At 43.1% G+C, this 19,287-nt stretch carries 14 protein-coding genes and 1 riboswitch; of the genes, 9 read left to right on the top strand and 5 right to left on the bottom strand.

Going from position 1 to position 19,287, the window contains the following annotated elements; translation table 11 throughout:
• Positions 1-5 precede the first annotated feature (5 nt).
• The 5 genes from BW947_RS07210 (at position 6) to BW947_RS07190 (ending at position 6,456) form a co-directional block, all read left to right on the top strand.
• Entirely contained in the window at positions 6-659 is a 654-nt protein-coding gene (locus BW947_RS07210) for a hypothetical protein (RefSeq protein WP_076498052.1), read from the top strand.
• Positions 660-707: 48 nt separating this feature from the next.
• Positions 708-1,928 carry a phosphoenolpyruvate carboxylase gene (locus tag BW947_RS07205; protein WP_076497965.1) on the top strand — a complete coding sequence of 407 codons (1,221 nt, stop codon included), beginning with the start codon at positions 708-710 and terminating at the stop codon, positions 1,926-1,928.
• Positions 1,916-2,788 carry a DUF7281 domain-containing protein gene (locus tag BW947_RS07200; RefSeq protein WP_076497963.1) on the top strand — a complete coding sequence of 291 codons (873 nt, stop codon included), beginning with the start codon at positions 1,916-1,918 and terminating at the stop codon, positions 2,786-2,788. Before BW947_RS07205 ends, BW947_RS07200 begins: the two co-directional genes overlap by 13 nt.
• Positions 2,789-3,189: 401 nt before the next feature.
• On the top strand, positions 3,190-4,434 hold the full coding sequence (locus BW947_RS07195; protein ID WP_076497961.1) for a dicarboxylate/amino acid:cation symporter: 1,245 nt from the start codon (positions 3,190-3,192) through the stop codon (positions 4,432-4,434).
• A gap of 315 nt (positions 4,435-4,749) precedes the next feature.
• The gene (locus tag BW947_RS07190) at positions 4,750-6,456 is read left to right on the top strand and encodes a methyl-accepting chemotaxis protein (protein ID WP_076497959.1); all 1,707 of its coding nucleotides are present in this window, start codon (positions 4,750-4,752) and stop codon (positions 6,454-6,456) included.
• Positions 6,457-6,791: 335 nt separating this feature from the next.
• On the opposite strand, the gene BW947_RS07185 is transcribed toward BW947_RS07190, so the two are convergent.
• Entirely contained in the window at positions 6,792-7,280 is a 489-nt protein-coding gene (locus tag BW947_RS07185; protein ID WP_011790746.1) for a TIGR00645 family protein, read from the bottom strand.
• 279 nt (positions 7,281-7,559) lie between these two features.
• Here BW947_RS07185 and BW947_RS07180 point away from each other — a divergent pair, with 279 nt between their 5' ends.
• A complete protein-coding gene (locus BW947_RS07180; protein ID WP_014609828.1) occupies positions 7,560-7,907 on the top strand; it encodes a BON domain-containing protein in 348 nt (115 codons plus the stop codon).
• 749 nt (positions 7,908-8,656) lie between these two features.
• On the opposite strand, the gene BW947_RS07175 is transcribed toward BW947_RS07180, so the two are convergent.
• The 3 genes from BW947_RS07175 to BW947_RS07165 all read right to left on the bottom strand — a co-directional run bounded on the left by BW947_RS07175 (position 8,657) and on the right by BW947_RS07165 (position 13,145).
• Complete coding sequence (locus tag BW947_RS07175; RefSeq protein WP_076497957.1) at positions 8,657-11,293, bottom strand: S1 family peptidase; 2,637 nt, start codon at positions 11,291-11,293, stop codon at positions 8,657-8,659.
• Complete coding sequence (locus BW947_RS07170; RefSeq protein ID WP_143562216.1) at positions 11,286-11,591, bottom strand: CU044_2847 family protein; 306 nt, start codon at positions 11,589-11,591, stop codon at positions 11,286-11,288. Before BW947_RS07170 ends, BW947_RS07175 begins: the two co-directional genes overlap by 8 nt.
• 561 nt (positions 11,592-12,152) lie before the next feature.
• Entirely contained in the window at positions 12,153-13,145 is a 993-nt protein-coding gene (locus BW947_RS07165) for a class 1 fructose-bisphosphatase (RefSeq protein WP_076497953.1), read from the bottom strand.
• Between the two features lie 182 nt (positions 13,146-13,327).
• Here BW947_RS07165 and BW947_RS07160 point away from each other — a divergent pair, with 182 nt between their 5' ends.
• Positions 13,328-15,655 carry a S9 family peptidase gene (locus BW947_RS07160; RefSeq protein ID WP_076497951.1) on the top strand — a complete coding sequence of 776 codons (2,328 nt, stop codon included), beginning with the start codon at positions 13,328-13,330 and terminating at the stop codon, positions 15,653-15,655.
• Positions 15,656-15,758: 103 nt separating this feature from the next.
• Here the strand turns inward: BW947_RS07160 and arcA are convergent, their stop codons facing one another.
• Positions 15,759-16,475 carry a two-component system response regulator ArcA gene (gene arcA / locus BW947_RS07155; protein WP_076497949.1) on the bottom strand — a complete coding sequence of 239 codons (717 nt, stop codon included), beginning with the start codon at positions 16,473-16,475 and terminating at the stop codon, positions 15,759-15,761.
• Positions 16,476-17,065: 590 nt separating this feature from the next.
• Between arcA and BW947_RS07150 the strand changes: the two genes are divergently transcribed.
• Together BW947_RS07150 and lysC are read left to right on the top strand one after the other, a co-directional pair.
• Positions 17,066-17,503: a DUF3293 domain-containing protein gene (locus BW947_RS07150; RefSeq protein ID WP_076497947.1), complete on the top strand. Its 438-nt coding sequence runs from the start codon at positions 17,066-17,068 to the stop codon at positions 17,501-17,503.
• Between the two features lie 103 nt (positions 17,504-17,606).
• Positions 17,607-17,781, top strand: a riboswitch (Lysine riboswitch).
• 149 nt (positions 17,782-17,930) lie between these two features.
• A complete protein-coding gene (gene lysC, locus BW947_RS07145; protein WP_076497945.1) occupies positions 17,931-19,286 on the top strand; it encodes a lysine-sensitive aspartokinase 3 in 1,356 nt (451 codons plus the stop codon).
• Position 19,287: the final 1 nt, after the last annotated feature.

Genomic DNA, 19,287 nt, shown 5'->3' with positions numbered 1-19,287 from the left:
CACTCATGGATCAGTCAACCCAAACCGTATTAGTCGGCACCGGCGCGTTAATTGAATTGTTACTCAAGGGCGAATTTATTTGCCGCACTACTAATGAAGAAGGCTGGCGCGCCCTTAAAAATAACAGCACCCGTGAGCGGGTCGAAGCCTATTTAAACCAGATCAATCGTACCGTGGCGTCTGCCGCCGAAGGTGATGTGTTTTTTTGTGGCTATCTGCAATTGGGCGATAGTGAACGCAAAGTTATTTCATCGCAGTTTAAAGATATTTGTCAGTCACTTATCCCGCTGGTGGAATGGTTAGTATTAGTGCAAGAGGCCAGTGGTCAAGATGCGCCGCTAAACGAAGGTGCACCCGTGCGCTTAACTGAGTTGCAAAGCCGTATCGAAGATACGCCGGCGTTTCGCGAACAGTTAGCCAAACTGAGCCAATATCGTCTATTTGGCTCGACAAGCTCCAATAGCGATGCGCAAATCAAATTAGTCTTTAAACGCTTGGTCGAACTGGGTTATTTAGTGCGACCGAACGTCGAGAAGCAAATCTATATCGCCACGGGTAAGCTTGATTATCTGTATGAAGTGATTCGCTTTATTGATGAAACCGAAGGTTTAAGCCTAGAAGCGCAGGCAGAAACGGCAACCCAGCGGGATCTAATATAATGTTGGCACTGTTAAACCTAGGTAAAAGCTGTGACCAAGGAGGCCATGATGAGCAGTAACTTACATCAAGCAGGTGTAAAGCTACTCAAGCAGTTAGGTCGCCATGCTGACATCATTATGGACACCTATTTGGCGGGTTCCTTAAATGAGGATGCGCACGACCCGAGTGTGGTTGAAAAACTTAAACAGGCGGGCATTTTGTGGCGCCCAGAGCCAGATCAAGAACTGCGCCTTAAGCGTTCTGTGCGCGCCTTGCTCGAAGAAGGCTTGAGTGATGAGCGTAATCGCCAAATCGACTCTAACGTCGGCTCGGCCTTAGCCACCATTAAAACCTTGGCTGACCACTATAAAGAGGCGCGCCATAGCTCAGACTACAGCGCCGCCGAGGCCTATTTGTCGGATTTGAGTGAGCATGTCTACAGCTTTGCCGACAGCCTGCGTTATTCGATTCGAGTATTGTGGGGTCGCATTAATAACGAGTTCGGTTATGTTGGCACTATTAACGCAAAAATCCGTGAAAACGAACTCGCCCAAAGCCAAGTGTCTGAATTACTGAATGGCTTAGAGATGTTCCAGTTTAGTGAGTTGGGCGAAATCGCGGGTGATATCCGTGAGTTACGTAAGCTGATAGTGACCACCTTGCAGGAAACCATGAGCGACTGCGCCCAAGAGCTCAGCGTAGTTCAGGGGCGATTACTGGAGCTTTTAGGCCGTTTCAGGCAAATTCGTGGCCGTACTCGTTTGCTAAAAGGCTGGTTACTCTATACCGATTTGCATCCAGATTATCGTCCTGCAGACCATGTGTCGCACAAGGAAATTCCGAGTCTTTTTAATCGCGCTGAAGCTTTGCTCGCTCCAGCTGCGGTAGACGTACACAACGCCAGCCAAGAGCTGGAGCTAATGGGTATAGTGGCGCACATTAAAGCCATTAGCCGTCATCCTGTGGTCGCTGCGGTGCGTGAGCGCGATGCGCCCGTGTCACTCACTCAAAGTGAAGATTTTGATGTGCCGGATAATCCGCTCAAACAAGCGGTCGATGAGTATTTTGTCGATGTGATTGAGTCTGGCCTGCGCCAATCTGCGCTGGAATATTTGGCAGATAAAGCGCTGCCTTGGAATGCTGAAAGCTGGATTTACCAAGTGATTGGGGGTTATGAGGGCTTGCCCGATGAGCACAAAGCCTATTTTGAGCTTGAGCCATTAGGCGAACCGCATCCGATTTATAACGGTAACTTTATCATTCGTGATGTGGAATTATGGCTCGCCTAGGCCAGCAACAGTTGCAGTTATTGGAGAGCGCTTTTATTAAGCGCGCTCCCAAGGTTAAGCTTACGGCTAACTGGCGCGCGATTTACCGCGAGTTAGAAGTGGGCGAGTTAGATGAGTCTGAAAAGCATTTGTGCTTCGCACCGCGTGATTTTGAACTGTTAAGGCAAGGCGTTTTAGCGCTAATGGGGCTTGATTTACGGGAATTGGATTTCAATGTTGACCGTATGACGATGTCCGCCAAAAGTCACGATGAAAAACTCGCTAATATTCGCCCAGAAGCAGAATACCTGTTGCTCAAATTTCTGGGTTTTACATCACCGCCACTTGCTATATCCGCCTTAACCTCGCTGCGGGTGCCTATCGATGAAGCACAAGATTATTGTCGTACACTTAAGGTCTCGGCCATTTTAGTGGTTGAAAACTTAGATGTGTTTGATGTTATTCAGCAAGCACGTTTACCCGCAGATTTAACCAACCTCATGGTTGTTTACCGTGGTAGCGGTCATCATTCACCGATTGGGGTGCAACATTTCTTGCAGGTAATGGCAGGCAAAACCCCGATTATCGCTTTTACTGACTTTGATCCAGCAGGGCTGCAAATTGCGCACACATTAACGGGTGTGACGCATTGTGTTGTGCCGCAACTTGCGCTGAGTGCACCAGCGCAGTTATTAGCGATAGCACAAATTAATTCGAGCAGTGATTTCGACAAGCAAGCTAAACAGGCTAAGTATTTACAGCATGCTGATTTACATAATTGGCAGAAATTTGCTTGTTGGATCAGTCAACATCGGCTCAGCATCAAACAGCAACACCTGCTGGCTCACGAGCTTGAATTAGTGTTAGTGCCATATATTTAGCCCATATTTATTTCATCCCTCTACTTATTCATCGCTTTAATAGCGTTTAATGCTTTTATAGTCGATAAATTAGTCATTAAATCTTAGGTCGATTATCTTTTAGTTGTTTAGATGTTTAATTTGATCTTTTTTTGACAATACTTTGTTGTTAAAAATATCTTAAATAAGTGTGCTGACGGCTGGCGTATTATTTTTGTATTTTAATTAGCTTTAATTATCAGTGGCATGCAAAATTAACGTGATATTTGCAGTTTTATTGAACATTAAAAAATGAAATAAACTCATTGAATTAACCTGCAGCATGTTTCACTATCCCCCGCCTAGGCCAAAAATGGATTGGCCATTGCGCTCATTATGGACAATGAATCACTAGATATAACATCTTTGCGGAAACCACAAACATGATGAAATCACTTTCGACGCGGATCTTTATTGGTCTGTTTGCGGGCCTTATTTTCGGCACTATAGTGCAGTATTTTTTAAACGATATCGGCCTATTCTCGAATAATTTAGTCGAGCTTGCCGACGGCGTTGGCACTATGTTCGTTAATATGATCATGATGCTGGTGGTGCCATTAGTGTTTGTGAGTATTGTTTGTGGCGTGTGCGAGCTACAAGACCTTAAAAGTTTTGGCCGCTTAGGCGGTAAAACCTTTGGTTTTTATATTATTAATACAGTGGTCGCTATCGCGACTGCGTTATTGCTGGTGTTATTACTTGAACCCGGAAAGGGTGTGGACATGGGCAGCACTGAGGGCGTGGCGATTACCGCAACTGAGCTACCAAACTTAATGGCATTGGTGATTGATATCGTCCCGCGTAATCCTGTGGCAGCCTTTATGTCGGGCAATATGCTGCAAGTGATCTTTATGGCGCTCATGCTTGGTGGCGTGATTAAGTCACTCGGTGAGCATGTTGCTGGCGCGATACAAGGCTTTCAAACCGCTAACAAAATTATGATGAAGCTGATTTCTGTGGTGATGAATCTTGCGCCCTATGGTGTATTTGCCCTGATGTTTAAACTCGGCGCGACCTTAGATGCTGGCGTGTTTATGAGTGTGGTTGAGTATATGGTGCTGATCCTCGCGCTGCTGCTACTGTGGATTTTTGTGGTTTATCCTATGGCTGTGGGATTCTTTACTCCCATTTCAGCCAAAACCTTCCGCGAGAAGACCCAAGAGCAAGTGTTATTTTCACTCTCGACCGCAAGCTCAAATGCGACTATTCCTGTGACTATGCGTACTTTAACGGACAAGTTAGGCGTGAACCGTGCTGTTGCTGGTTTTGGTGTGCCGCTGGGTGCGACCATGAACATGGGCGGTGTGGCGATTTATATCACAGTCGCGATTTTCTTTGTCGCCAACGCCTTTGGTATGCCAATAACCACTGAGCAATTGCCTTCGCTGCTGTTTAGTATCTTTTTATTATCCGTTGGGGCGGGCGGTGTGCCCGGTGGCGGTATGGTGATGATAGGTGTGTTAATCCATCAAATGGGTTTACCGATAGAAGCCTTTGCCATTGTGGCAGCGCTGGATCGTATTATCGATATGGTGCTGACATCCTGTAACGTGGTCGGTGATACTGCGGTGTTGACCATAGTGGATCAAACCGAGAAAGTGCATCAGCTTGAGTTAGCGAAGAGCTAACGCCACTCATTTATACGCTATAAAATGATATGCAAAAAGCCACTGATATCAGTGGCTTTTTTGTTAGGGGAATTGAAGGTTGTATGGATTTATTTAGCTGTCTTTGGCTTTTATGATGAGGGTGAATCTTGTGCTTAAGGTGAGCTTGTTTGGTTCTAATGTTTCAATACGGCCTTTATCGTGCCTAAAAATCCGATATTTCCAAGCTGAGTCAGATGCATGGAGTATTTTTATCAAATTAAAAGTGGTTAAATAAATGTAACTTAAACCATACTGGTTTATAACCTTGAATCATTTGAAAAATTAGGGGGCACCATGACTGGATTTTGGCAGACAGTAGGGGGGCGATTACTCAGCATTCCGTTACTGGCATTGCTGGGTTTCGTGGTGCTGGGCATCATGGAGCTAAACGCACTTAACCAGAGTTTGACTAAGGGGAGGGAAGATCGCGTTGTGGCGATTATTGATAGCAGCCTGAGTATCGTTAAACATTATCAGACACTGGAGCAAAGCGGTGCATTAAGCACTGAGCAAGCGCAGCAGCAGGCCATGTCGACCATTAAGGCCATTCGTTATGATGGTACTGAATATATTTGGATTAACGATACCGGTCGGCCTATCCCCAAAATGGTTATGCATCCAACAGTATCCACTTTAGACGGCACTGTACTGGACAAACCCAACTTTCATCACGCGACCTTAATGCGTAACCGTGATGGCAGCCAACAACAAACACTGAGCAACGCCAACTTGTTTGTCAGTTTTGTTGACGTTATCGACCGTTATGGCGATGGTTTTGTTGAGTACCAATGGCCTAAACCCTTAAAAGGTGGGGGAGTGACGCAGGAGCGTTATACCAAGTTGTCCTATGTGGCAAAAGATGACAAATGGGGCTGGGTGCTCGGTTCTGGAATTTATATTGATGATGTTAAAGCGGCCTTCTGGGAAGTCGCTATGCGAGTTGGGTTGGTCGTCGTGGTTATTATGGCCCTGACAGTTGGTGTGTCTTTGTATATCCGCCGCTGGTTATTGCAGGCACTAGGTGGGGAACTGGCGACAACCAAAGCACTGGTGCAGCAGGTTGCGGCGGGTGATTTCTCAGTGAACTTTGGGTTAAAGCCGGGTGATAATGACAGCTTGTTGGCGGCATTAAGTGGCCTTATCAGCCAGTTGCGCAGTATTATCGGCCAGCAATCGGCAATGGCTGAGCAATTGGTCAAGCAATCAGAGGTACTTGAGGACACCAGCCAACAGACGCAGCATATTTTACAAAGTGTGATGGACCAAACTGCTCAAGTAGCTACCGCGGTCAATGAAATGACCTCGACTTGTGAGGATATGGCTCGCAGCGCGACTCTGGCCGCTAAAGCGACCAGAGATGCTGACACTGAAGCCAAAAACGGCGTGACATCCGTAGGCCAAACGATAACGGCCATTGATGCGCTTAAAATAAAACTGGAGCAAGTCTCTGATGTGATAGGGCAGTTGTCTAAACGTGGCGATGAAATTGGTGCGGTCACCGATGTTATCGGTGCGATTGCGGAGCAGACCAATCTATTGGCATTAAATGCGGCGATAGAAGCGGCGCGTGCTGGAGAAATGGGGCGCGGATTTGCTGTTGTGGCCGATGAAGTGCGTACCCTTGCTAGCCGCTCTCAGGCGTCAACTCAGGATATCAATAGGCGTATTCAAGGCATTCAGCAAGACTCTGCCAACGCCGTGCAATCGATGGCGCAAAGTCGAACCGAAACGGAGCAAACTATAGTCTGTTCTCAGCAGGCCAGCGAGGCGCTAACCCGCATTAACACTGCCGTGTCGAGCATTACCGATGTCAACGATCAATTGGCCAGCGCCACAGAACAACTGGCCGTTGTGTCGGGTACGATTAATCAAAATATGGAGAATATTGCGCAGGCGGTGGAAAACACCAATGCAAAATCTTCAGAACTATCGACTGCCAGCCATCAACTACGGAACATGGCTAGTGATATGAAAAAGTCACTGAGTGGCTTTAGGTTATAAGCGGTAGATAACCATAGATGTTGATAACCATAGATATTGATGCCGAGCTAAGGCTTGGCATCAATATCTATGCGGGAGTGAGATGATGGCGAGAGTATTCCCGCCTTCGACCCCGGCACCAGACTGATTATGGAATACCATTTTGTGTTAATTTAGCCGCGGCAGTGGTAAAACCTGCCGCGGCTAAGTCTGAAGGAATAGCTCTGAACGGGGCTCTTACTTAAATGGGATAATGTCTAGATATAACGCGGGGGATTGGAGCTTATATTTTCCCCGCAGTCCGTCTTTTTTCACTCTGAAATTCATAATCTTACAGGTGCACCCATCTAGCGTACTTATTTACGGGTTATTTTATCTAAATATCCCATAGCAAAGGCAGATAAGACAAAAGTGATATGGATCAGCAAGTACCACATAATCTTGTCATTGGAAATGTTCTCAACATTCATAAATATTTTGAGCAAATGAATGGACGAAATAGCCACAATAGAGGCAGCGACTTTGTTTTTCAGCGAGCCGGAATCCAGTTTGCCAAGCCAGCTTAATTTTTCGCTATCTTCACCTACATCTAATTGTGAGACGAAATTCTCATAGCCAGAAAACATCACCATCACAATAAGCCCGCCCACAAGCGTGATATCAATCAGTGACAGCGTGACTAGCACTAAGTCCACTTCGCGCATCTCAAAAATGATAGGCAAAACATGAAAGATTTCTTGAAAGAATTTAATGCCTAAACCTAATAAGACGAGGCTTAATCCCAAATAAATCGGCGCCATAATCCAGCGCGATGCATACATTAGCCTTTCAAATATTTTTTCCATCAAAAATTTAACCCTTTATATAAGATACAGTAGAAGTCAATCGAATCATTTAAGCTAAAACAATAGCATAATGCACTTTCGGTTCGCCATTATACAATAGCAGAGGGGATGAAATGCCATCTATTATGGAGCTCTCATTTGTCGCACGACTACGCTGTACTTACCGCTTACTTAATGTCACCCCATAACTTGGTATGTCTGTCAGCGCACAGAGCCAGAGCTATCGTTATTGCATTATGGTTATTACCCTGCACTTTTTGCAGTGTGAAGGAGCTTATAATGCAAACACTAAAACTTACGTTCGTAACTGCTGGTATAGTGCTAGCTGGTAGTCTGTTGCTTAGCGGCTGTGACCGTGGAGATGTTAATGCTCAAAGCGGTTCACCGGATTTAACCGTGACAACCGAGGATGGCACTGGTGATGATGTGAAAATAACCACCGCAGTTAATACCGCGCTGATGGCCGATGCGCAGTTAAAAGATTTTGATATTCAGATAGAAACTCGCAAGGGCGATGTCATGCTCTCCGGTAAGGTAGACACCCAAGCTCAAAAAGACCAGGCTAAACTGGTTACTGCAGCAACCTCAGGTGTGCATTCAGTAAACAATCAACTGAAAGTAAAGTAAACAATGTCAGTAAAGCTGCAGGTTTAATTCGCTGAATAGAAAGGCGACAAACCAGATAGGTAGATCTTTCTGATCTAAATCCACCACTAATGCCACGCAATACCAATCCCCGCCGACCTTGCTGCGGGGCGTTGGCCCTCTTGATTTATAAAATGTGTAAGCCCAGCCATGGTCACTCACGCAGGCCTTGCGGCTGCTGTGGCAGATTTGTGCTTTGGAGTTTGTACCTGTCGTGACTTTCTTTGCGCCACATTTCGCACTTGCTACGTAGCTTTTGGCTTTGTGGCCTTACGGCCGAGGTGAATCAAGGGGCTTCACCCCACACCCGATAATAGTGCTGGTTTGTTTGGTGTTGAATTGGCAAGGTTATCGCTGTGAGTATGTTAGCAATTGCGGCCTTACGTCCGAGGTAAGTCAAAGTCGTGGGGCTTCACCCCACACCCGACCAAGGAGGACTGCTCGTCCTATCCTCCTTGGATTCTCCAAGACGCCCCCAACGGAGTTGAAAGCCCCTTGGGCATTTAGCGTCCTTATGCTATCACGTCAGACGCTCGTCCCTGATTCGACTGACGCTATCTCGGCATCCATGCCTCGCTCACGCAACGAACGCAAATGCCCCGCGGCAACTCCGATGGTAGGGTGAACTTCTGTAGCCTCGGTGTTGGCTGTTAATCTAAAACGAGTAGCGCCTGCGCTATCTTTCGCTAATTTAGCATGATAGATATTATGATTTTCTACGTCCGCATTAACTAAACATGTCTCTTGGGGAGAAAGTTGTCAGATAAGCTTTTTGCTTTTTCAACACTGGGTTTTTTAAGTATAAGGCGATGTTTTCCTGCGCATAGTTTTATTAAATTTCCAATCTTATAAAGATTTGCTTCGGAAGTATAACTGTATTTATATTCAGCTTTTAATGAGTTAATTGTGTCTAATAGATAAAATGAATTTTTGTCAACGGATAATATATATTTTGCAATTGTTTCTTCCCAGTTTTTTGGTCTTTTTGCAATTAGCATAAGATTTATAATGTGTATTTTGTAATTATCTTTTTCTTGGGATGATCTATTATTTGCAAGTGTTCCCATCTTTTTTGTAAATAACTCGTCAACATACCAGTCAATCATATTTGAAGGTAGGCAGCTTATGATTTCATTAAGTTTTACATCTAACTTCTCACTAAATGTACCGCAGAGCTGGAAATGTGCTCCTTCAACTTTCGCATAGTTATTACTTGCTAGGATGGGAGATAAAGCAACTAAAACATTTGTCAGTTGTTTTATTCCCTGTAAAACTGCGTCTAATAATTGATGCTTAAGTTTTGTATCTGCAAAGTCGCTATTTCTTAAAGCTAAAGACGCAGCTTTGATTGATTGCATCAACCTAAGAAGAGAATACTCTTCGAGAATGTGAGTCAAATTTTGAGTTAAAGGTGTTAATCTATTATAACTTCTGTCAGCATATTCATCCTTAACTTCTTCTGGTAAACTAGATGCCGCAACACTTTCTGAAACTTCCTTTTCTATTCTTTCTAATTGACTTTCATTTGGAAGCCATTTTGCAAATTGGTAAATGTCAAAGTCTTCAGGTAAGTTGCACTTCTTGTTTACAATTCTCTCTATAGTGTTTAGATCATTGAATATAATGGTTAGAGCATCATTTCTTCTTCTGTCTATTCCTGTGTAAAATTCAATTATTTCCGGATAATTAACATAATTTAGATTATTTAAGATGTAATCAGAGAAATCATTGTCATGCAACATTCTGTGTGCTGAAAAATAATATACCCAATAAGTGAATTTAAAGCAAAAACCTTCATTTCTAAAGGTTATGATGTTGTTTTGAAACAAGATGTCAAAAATAATATTGACTTCAAGATCTATTTCGTTATCACTGCAGAAGTTAGTTAGTTCATCAATGAAATAGTTTCTTGTGAAAAATATTTTTCTACTTCTAATTATTTTTTCACAAAAGAATCCTAATGTAAACTCAGTGTCTTTTAAATCAGGTCTTGTTTTGTAATGTGGTATGTCATCAATATTAAAGAGTAAGTGCAATACACGACCGATCATTTCAGCTCTGTTTACTGGGCTGTCATCAAAATCACGTTCTGATATTTTTAATATAGTTAAACAGTTTTGTGGTGTTCTTGGTATATTTAATGCCTCTAAATCACTAACAACTTTATTTAAGACTCTTGAATCATCTCCAACTGCTCCATTAGAATTGTAGTTCGTAACTAGTGTTCTAACTCCTTTTCGGTCAAGAGACCATAGATAGAGGGGGGTAAATTTTCTTGGGAACAGAACTTTTTCTTCAAACAATGGATTATCATCCATTGAATACATGAGTATTATTGGTTTGTTATGAAAAATATCGTTTACTTCATTGAGTATTTTATTCCCATTTTTCAGTGAAGATGAAAACTCATCCAATATCACGCATTCAATATCTTCAATAGTTAATTCAAAATTATCAATTGTTTTGTTAATTTCTTTTTCTATTTCTTTTTTGTTTGGTTTTAAAGTGCTTGCGTCTAAATAAAGCCATAATGATGGGTTTTCATTACTCCAAGCTTCTTTAATAAGGTAGTGTGCTAGAGAGGTTGCACCGTACTGCTGTCTAGATTTTATCACAACTGAATTTGGATTTTTAATTAAAGATAAAACATCAAACTTATCACTTTCGCCTGATTTTTCTTCAGAGTTTCTATCTACATTTGGTGTTACCCATATGTCTTTTTTTGTAGAAAATGACGCTAAAGCATTATCGAATTTTTCTTTGAGCTTTGACTTTATGATCCCCTTTTGCACCTCACTGAGTTGAGTTTTAAGTCTGATTTTTTTGCTTTCACAGGCTGAGTGTAAAGTGACACTTACAAGTTCTGCTAAATGCTCAGAGCTTATGGCATAATTTTCTTGTCCTGATTTAATGTTTACAATGCCAATGACGTTATTTGTTAGTTCACAAATTACAGGGGAACCACTATAACCTTCACAAATATTCTCTGGAGGATATAGCTTTATTGATTTTATATAGTTTATTTCAATATCTTTTTTTACGGATATGTTGGGTATTGTCTCTTTTTTATTAATTCCAATAATTTTAGAGTAACCAATGACTTTGGCCTGTGTATTACCTGCTAAAGCTAAATTAAAAGGTTGTAATTTCAAGCCTTTTACGTATAGGATAGCCAAGTCAAGCCCATCTCCATATTTATTGCATATAATTTCTGATGGTTTTTCATTTACTAATATTTCATCACTGCAGCTGTTTACAACATGGCCACATGTAGCTATAAATACACCATTATCATCCAGTTTTATCACAAATCCAGTACCTAAAGCACTTCCTTTTCTATTAGTTATTTCTAGTACGGAGTTATTCATGTGATTTCCTCATCACCATTTCAACTTGAATGTGTGCTTCAGCTGTACTTTTAGCTAAAATGAAACCACCTTCTATGCCAAACTTTATCCCAATAATAACTTTAGTTTCTGAAATATTCACAGATTTATTTAATTCTTTATAAGTGTTTGAAATTGGATTTATAACTTTAGATAAAAAAATACCAATATCTTCTATTGATGTATTTATTTTATTCTCGAATGAAATCTGTCTGGCCTGTGTTTCATCAATTTCAATTTCGACATCCAAGCCATCATTGAGCTTAATTATTTTATTCATAAATCCCTCTATAAATTTGACATACCAAGCCATCATAAATAAATGTGGCGCAACTTTATCCTTAGAATGTCACAAAAATGCATCATAATGTATCGAAATATTGGACCGGAATGAGTCTCTGTGGATTAACAGTCAACATCGAGGCTACAGAAGTTCACCTTCCCCTGCGAAGTTGCTGAAGGGCGTTGAAGTAAATCGCGTGAGCGAGGCATGGATGCCGATTTAGCTTTCGGGGTACAGGATGTACCATCGGAAGCGTTAGCGATTTTCGAATAAGCACGAAGCCACTAACCAATGCATGTAACTTCGCTAGGGGCGGCAAGGGAGATCCAAGAGGGAATTGCTGTTGATCCCCCCTTGGTCGGGTGTGGGTTGAAGACCCACGACTTTGATTCACCTCGGCCGTTAGGCCGCATAAACTCCGAATGTGAAACCCATCGCTAAAACTTTACAGATCCCTGATTTCGCAATCACAACTCAAAATGTCGCATTACGCGACAACAAAAAAGCCACTGTGGTCAGTGGCTTTTATCCTAAAAATCAGAATCTAAGCGATTCGGCTTAGTCCAGGTTTGGCTCTTCACTGTAGTCTAAACCATGATAGCTCAGGCAAGCGTCGACTTCATTGCTGCTGCCGAGGATAACGGCTACACGTTGGTGAATTTGTGTTGGGATAATGTCTAAAATGGTTTCATAACCCGTTGAGGCTTTACCGCCTGCTTGTTCAACTAAGAAGGCCATGGGATTGGCTTCGTACATTAAGCGCAGTTTGTACGGTTTTTTAGCGTCTTTATTGTCGGTGGGGTAAGTGAAAATACCACCGCGTGATAGTACGCGGTGCACGTCGCCGACCATGGCGGCAATCCAGCGCATGTTGAATGACTTTTCGCGAGGGCCAATTTTGCCGAGCAGTAAATCGGCAATATAGGTTTGCATTGGCGCTTCCCAAAAACGTTGATTTGACATGTTAATGGCAAACTCGGCGGTATCAGGGCTAATGCTCATGGCGGCGTCAGTCAGTAAAAACTCATTGGTTTCTGGGTGCAATGTAAACAGTTGCACGCCCTGACCTGTGGTTAATGCCAACATGGTCGATGGGCCATAAAGTACATAACCTGCGGCTAATTGCGCGCGGCCAGATTGTAAAAAGCTGGTTTCAGTTAGTTCGCCAGCAGGGGCGGGCAGGACAGAGAATATCGTGCCGACTAACGAGTTAATATCGATATTAGATGAACCATCTAGCGGATCGAAACAGACTAAATACTGACCACCTTTGCTCACTTCAACCACATGATCTTCTTCTTCCGACGCTAAACCACGTACTGTACCGTCAGCTTTTAAGGCATCTTTGAGCATGTCGTTAGTGATGATATCCAGTTTTTTCTGGGTTTCACCTTGGACGTTTTCTTGCTCAGTTGCACCTAAAACGCCCGCAAGTGCACCATGACGAACGGCGTGGCTAATGGCTTTTGAGGTGTCGGCTAAGGTTAAAATTAACTGAGAGAGGGAGTCGTTCACTGCCTGTGAGGTCAGGTGCTGGGTCAGAGTCTGCATGTTATGTCCTTTAGAGGTTCAACAATGAGGTCAATTTCGTTATTTGCCGCGAATGATAACTCAGTTAGTCAACAATTTCAGTGCTGTTATATGCTATTTCTATTTTGAGGTGGCCTCTGGCACAATGTCGGCTTGTTTTTAATCGCTACCTTGTTAGGCGATTATGTATCCAAGGAATAATAATGACTAAAAATGGATTAACTTGGTCCTTCAAGCAAGCGTTTAAGTTAAGCGCTCCTCTACGAATAACTACTCAGGTCGCTATGGTTTCAACTGCAATCGCTTCAACCACTTTGATTTCAACTCTGACGCCCGCTTTTGCTATAGAAGGCGGTAAACAACCACTGACGATTAAGCGCATGAATGCATCGCCTGCATTAGCGGGCAGTAGCCCTCGGGGCTTAAAATTGTCACCCGACGGTCAGCGCGTTACCTATCTTGCTGGTCGTAAAGATAACCAAAATTTTTACGACTTATGGCAAATGGAGGTCAAAACCGGTGAATCGAGTTTGCTATTAAGTGCCGATAAACTTGCTATCAATGAATTATCCGATGAAGAAAAAGCGCGCCGCGAGCGTCAACGCATTTATGGCGAAGGCATTATGGAGTACTTTTGGGCCGATGATAGTAAAGCATTATTAATTCCCGCTTCTGGCAATCTGTATTACTTTTCCCTCGTTGACAACAGCGTGACTCAATTACCGATTGGTGAAGGTTTTGCTACTGACGCACGGCTGTCACCTAAGGGCAACTTTGTTTCTTTTGTGCGCGATCAAAATCTGTATGTGTTAGATCTGGCAAGTAAAAAACTCCAAGCTATGACAACCGATGGCGGTGGGGCGATTAAAAATGCGATGGCTGAGTTTGTTGCTCAAGAAGAAATGGATCGCATGACGGGTTACTGGTGGGCGCCCGATGAATCGGCCATCGCCTTCACCCGTATCGATGAGTCCGGCGTTGAGCAAGTGACGCGTAACGAAATTTATGCCGACGGCATTAAGCTCACCGAGCAGCGTTATCCCTATGCTGGTAAAACTAACGTCGAGATTACCTTAGCTGTGGTCACGTTAAAGGATAAAGCCATTAATTGGGTGACCCTGCGCGAACAGAATAGCGAAGATAACAGCAAAGACATTTATCTGCCGCGCGTTAATTGGCTGCCCGATAGCAGGCATTTGTCGTTTCAGTGGCAGAGCCGCGACCAACATAAATTAGATTTACAGCTAGTAGCTTTAGATGCTTTGACTAAGCCGAAAACCTTAGTTAAAGAGCGCAGTGACGCTTGGGTTAATCTCAATAATGATCTGCATTTTTTAAAGCAGCAAGCAGCTTTTATTTGGGCGTCGGAACGCGACGGCTTTAATCATTTGTATTTGTTTGATTTAAAAGGTCAGCTCAAAACGCAATTGACTAAAGGCGAGTGGGCAGTTGATGAGCTCGAATACATAGATGAAACCGCAGGCTGGGTGTATTTCACGGGGCGTAAAGATACGCCAATCGAGAAACAGCTTTATCGTGTACCTTTAGCGGGCGGAAAAGTTGAGCGCGTCAGCACGCAAGCGGGGATGCATGATCCGGTTTTTGCCGATAATCAAAGTGTCTATCTAGATTATTTCAATAGCTTATCCCAACCTCCGCAAATTAGCTTACACGGTGATAAAGGGCAACAACTAGCATGGGTTGAGCAAAATGCCGTTAAGCAAGGCCACCCTTTGTATAACTATGCGGGGCTGTGGCAAATCCCTGAATTTGCTGAGCTCAAAGCCGAAGATGGCCAAATGCTGCAAACCCGTTTATTTAAACCGATTCCCTTTGACGCGAGTAAGAAATACCCTGTTGTAGTACGGGTTTACGGTGGGCCACACGCACAATTAGTCACTAACAGTTGGAGCGAGCAGGACTACTTTACGCAATACTTAGTGCAGCAAGGTTATGTGGTATTTCAATTAGATAACCGTGGCAGCGCCCATAGAGGTACTCGGTTTGAGCAAGTGATTTACCGTCATTTAGGCGAAGCTGAAGTGAACGATCAAAAAGTGGGTGTGGACTATTTACGTAGTCTAGCTTTTGTTGATGCCGACAATGTGGCGATTTACGGCCACAGTTATGGTGGTTATATGGCGTTGATGAGTTTATTTAAGGCGCCAGATTACTTTAAAGCGGCGATTTCGGGCGCACCAGTGACCGACTGGCGCTTGTATGATACCCATTATACTGAGCGTTATTTAGCTCATCCCGATAGTAATGAAGAGGGATATGAAGCCAGTAGCGTGTTCCCCTACGTGAAAAACTATCAAGCGGGTCTATTGATGTATCACGGTATGGCTGATGATAACGTGTTGTTTGAAAACAGCACTCGGGTTTATAAAGCGCTACAGGATGAAGGGAAATTATTCCAGATGATCGATTATCCGGGATCTAAACATTCAATGCGCGGCGAGAAAGTGCGTAATCATTTATATCATTCACTGGCTGACTTTCTCGATAGGCAGCTGAAAAACACGAAATAGTTGTACTAAAAAACAGCTATAAAAAAACCAGATCCTAGGATCTGGTTTTTTTATGAGTCGATTCTTATCGAATCGACAGTTGTTTCTTGTCGTTTAGAGGCGATTAAGCTTCTAAGTTACCGCAGAAACGATAGCCTTCACCGTGAATAGTCGCGATGATTTCTGGCGTATCCGGCAAGCTTTCAAAATGCTTACGGATACGACGAATCGTCACGTCAACGGTACGGTCGTGTGGCTTAAGCTCACGGCCAGTCATTTTCATCAGTAGATCAGCACGGGTCAGAATTTTGCCTGGGTTCTCAACAAAGTGCAGCATAGCGCGGAATTCGCTACGTGGCAGTTTGTAAGATTCACCCTGTGGGCTGACTAACGAACGGCTGTTGATCTCTAAGCTCCAATCATTGAAGCGATAGTATTCTACTGAGCTCTTCTCTTCTACTTCAGCGCCAGCGCTGTTGACGCGAGTCAGAAGATTGCGAGCACGAATCGTCAATTCACGTGGATTGAACGGCTTGGTAATATAATCGTCCGCGCCAATTTCAAGTCCAAGGATTTTGTCGACTTCGTTATCACGACCAGTCAGGAAAATTAGACCTATATTGTTGATTTCGCGTAGTTCACGCGCTAACAATAGGCCGTTTTTACCTGGTAAGTTAATGTCCATAACAACTAAGTTAATTTTGTTCTCTTGCATAGCCTTATGCATTTCTGCGCCATCATTGGCCTCTGTTACCACATACCCTTCTGCCTCGAAAATACTTCTCAGCGTATTACGGGTAACGGCTTCGTCTTCAACGATCAGAATGTGCGGATTTTGCATATTATTTACCTAAATTTTAACCAGTTTATACTAACCAATAAGAGCAGCTTACTTCGGGCTCTTATATTCATAAAAGCATTGATACTTAGGGATTTCCTTGAACCATTTTAGTGTTCTAAAGAAAATCATTACGACAACACGTTAGGATGCAGACTAAAACACGTATTAAGTGTAATACGAGAAAACGTAATCAGTACCAACTTCGATAAGCAATAGTTAGAATAAGTTCCTTAACTATTGTTTTTTTAAAATGTTGAAATGATAAATTAAATGTAGAACATATTTAGACAGATGCTCGACCAGTTTGTATTATCTGAAACAATATAAGTAACAAACTGTATTAAAGCTAAGCATCTCGCGTAATCTACTTCAACTCATCAGTACGTGTATTGTACTCGTTTTAGTCATTTGTTAACAAATGAAATGTTAACAAATTTTAGACGGGTATTGAATTCTAGCATGATATTTACTTTAGTTATTGATTAGTTTAACTAATGCAGCATGTGTTCCTGTGAGCTTGGTCACGCCACTTTGGATTTTATATTCTGTCTGCTACACTAATTTGGGTTAAATTTTTGATTAGACGACTAATGGACAACACAACTCAACATTTGTTATGGCAATGCTATCAAACACCGTTATTTTTGCTAACTCAAGCATTATCCTGTAATTTTTCGTTTGCTATTATTACCGCTCATAATCCCGCTGCAATGCTCCTTAGCCCCAGTCAAAATCGTTTACTCGATCGCCAGTTACTGCGTGAAATTGAATTACTCGGTAGTCCCTATCGTGCGCTAGTGGGCGCCGCACCGGATTTATCCCATATGGAAAAAAGCTGGGCGGTGTTTATTGATAGAACTATGGCACTGCAATTAGGTAAAAAATTTAATCAATATGCGATTTATGTTGTTGAACAAGGTGATGTGAGCTTAGTGCCTTGTCTGTTAAATGGGCATGATGAAGTGTGTTTGGGAAAATTTAGCGAGCGGGTCAGATTGGTGTCTGAACTACCCGATATGCGTAATTAACCCCGCTTTTTTTAAAGATTTCATATGATTTTTGATTTGCGATGAAATTAGCATTGACTTCATTAGGGGTTTATTGCTACTTTTTTCGTCCCTTTCTTCGGAAAGGAACAGAAGAGGAGCGTTAACTAGGTAGTCGGTTAGAGGAGCACAAACTCCAGTGATGACCGATGAGGGAGATTAACGCCGAGGCATAGATATGGTTGTTGCATGTTTATGTCGGTCGCTCGGGCTGAATCCTGACGATTGTCACCTGTAATTGGTGGAGAGCTTCTGGTGACGATTGCTGTTTCCCTCATTTGGGGTGCGTTATCATTGAGCACCAGGCTCTTCGAACGAAGTTAGTTCGGAGTGTAATCATGTTAGTTAATCAATATCTTGTTCAATCTGCTGTTATTTCTCGCCCTACGTGTTTTGCGGAGGTGAGCTAATGTCCCTTGTTGTCGCAAAATTTGGTGGCACTTCCGTCGCCGATTATAGTGCTATGAATCGTTGTGCTGACATAGTGTTAGCCAATCCCAACTGTCGTTTAGTCGTGGTTAGTGCTTCAAGCGGCGTCACAAATTTGTTAGTCGAATTGACCCAAGAGTCGATGAATGATGACGGACGCTTACAACGATTAAAACAAATTGCCCAAATCCAATATGCTATTTTAGATAAGTTAGGCCGTCCTAGTGATGTGGCTGCAACATTAGATAAATTACTGAGCCGTATGGCAATATTAAGCGAGGTGCTTGCCACACAACGCAGCAAAGCAACCGTAGATGAACTGTTATCTCTTGGTGAGCAATGTTCTTCGGTACTCTTTTCTGCAGTGTTTCGTGAGAAAGGTGCTAACTCGAGTGCATTTGATGTACGCCAAGTGTTGCGTACTGACAGCAATTTTGGCCGTGCTGAACCACAAATAGAACACATAGCGACGCTATCTCGGGATTATTTACAGCCATTATTGGCGGAGCAAGTAATTGTGACCCAAGGTTTTATCGGTGCCGATGAAGCCGGTCAAACGACGACGTTAGGCCGTGGTGGTAGTGATTATTCTGCTGCATTATTGGCTGAAGCTCTGCGTGCATCTGCGGTCGAAATTTGGACTGACGTTGCGGGGATTTACACCACAGATCCTCGCCTTGCGCCCAATGCATTTCCGATTGCCGAAATAAGCTTCAATGAAGCCGCCGAGATGGCGACCTTTGGTGCCAAGGTATTACATCCTGCGACCATTCTTCCTGCTGTCCGTCAACAAATTCAAGTGTTTGTGGGTTCAAGTAAAGAGCCTGAAAAAGGCGGCACTTGGATACGTCACCAAGTTGAAGATGCACCTATTTTTCGCGCAGTAGCATTGCGCCGCGATCAAACGTTATTAAACCTCCACAGCTTGCAAATGCTGCATGCACAGGGCTTTTTAGCCGAAACCTTTGCGACATTGGCGCGGCATAAGATCAGTGTGGATTTAATTACTACCTCAGAAGTTAACGTGGCGCTGACGCTGGATAAAACTGGTTCAGATTCAAGCGGCCAAGGTCTATTGAGTGAGGCATTGCTGCAGGAGTTATCCCAACATTGTCGCGTACGTGTTGAAGATGGCTTGGCTTTAGTGGCGATTATTGGTAACCGTATTGCAACTACGCCAGGTATTTGTCGACGTGTATTTGAAGTGTTAGAACCCCACAATGTACGAATGATTTGCCAAGGCGCCAGCCCGCATAATCTGTGTGTGTTAGTCGCAGAAGCAGAAGCGGCGCAAGTGGTTAAATCGCTGCACCAAAATTTGTTCGAAGGCATTTAAT

Origin of the sequence: Shewanella morhuae, assembly GCF_900156405.1 — a bacterium.
GTDB lineage: Bacteria > Pseudomonadota > Gammaproteobacteria > Enterobacterales > Shewanellaceae > Shewanella > Shewanella morhuae.
Note: the sequence above shows the minus strand (reverse complement) of the source record. Positions and strands in the feature narration are given on the sequence as shown.

What these genes read in the sequence shown, in the direction of transcription:
- BW947_RS07210 (WP_076498052.1), top strand. Translation starts at nt 6, where the DNA reads ATGGATCAGTCAACCCAAACCGTATTAGTCGGCACCGGCGCGTTAATT.
- BW947_RS07205 (WP_076497965.1), top strand. Translation starts at nt 708, where the DNA reads ATGAGCAGTAACTTACATCAAGCAGGTGTAAAGCTACTCAAGCAGTTA.
- BW947_RS07200 (WP_076497963.1), top strand. Translation starts at nt 1,916, where the DNA reads ATGGCTCGCCTAGGCCAGCAACAGTTGCAGTTATTGGAGAGCGCTTTT.
- BW947_RS07195 (WP_076497961.1), top strand. Translation starts at nt 3,190, where the DNA reads ATGATGAAATCACTTTCGACGCGGATCTTTATTGGTCTGTTTGCGGGC.
- BW947_RS07190 (WP_076497959.1), top strand. Translation starts at nt 4,750, where the DNA reads ATGACTGGATTTTGGCAGACAGTAGGGGGGCGATTACTCAGCATTCCG.
- BW947_RS07185 (WP_011790746.1), bottom strand. Translation starts at nt 7,280, where the DNA reads ATGGAAAAAATATTTGAAAGGCTAATGTATGCATCGCGCTGGATTATG.
- BW947_RS07180 (WP_014609828.1), top strand. Translation starts at nt 7,560, where the DNA reads ATGCAAACACTAAAACTTACGTTCGTAACTGCTGGTATAGTGCTAGCT.
- BW947_RS07175 (WP_076497957.1), bottom strand. Translation starts at nt 11,293, where the DNA reads ATGAATAACTCCGTACTAGAAATAACTAATAGAAAAGGAAGTGCTTTA.
- BW947_RS07170 (WP_143562216.1), bottom strand. Translation starts at nt 11,591, where the DNA reads ATGAATAAAATAATTAAGCTCAATGATGGCTTGGATGTCGAAATTGAA.
- BW947_RS07165 (WP_076497953.1), bottom strand. Translation starts at nt 13,145, where the DNA reads ATGCAGACTCTGACCCAGCACCTGACCTCACAGGCAGTGAACGACTCC.
- BW947_RS07160 (WP_076497951.1), top strand. Translation starts at nt 13,328, where the DNA reads ATGACTAAAAATGGATTAACTTGGTCCTTCAAGCAAGCGTTTAAGTTA.
- arcA (WP_076497949.1), bottom strand. Translation starts at nt 16,475, where the DNA reads ATGCAAAATCCGCACATTCTGATCGTTGAAGACGAAGCCGTTACCCGT.
- BW947_RS07150 (WP_076497947.1), top strand. Translation starts at nt 17,066, where the DNA reads ATGGACAACACAACTCAACATTTGTTATGGCAATGCTATCAAACACCG.
- lysC (WP_076497945.1), top strand. Translation starts at nt 17,931, where the DNA reads ATGTCCCTTGTTGTCGCAAAATTTGGTGGCACTTCCGTCGCCGATTAT.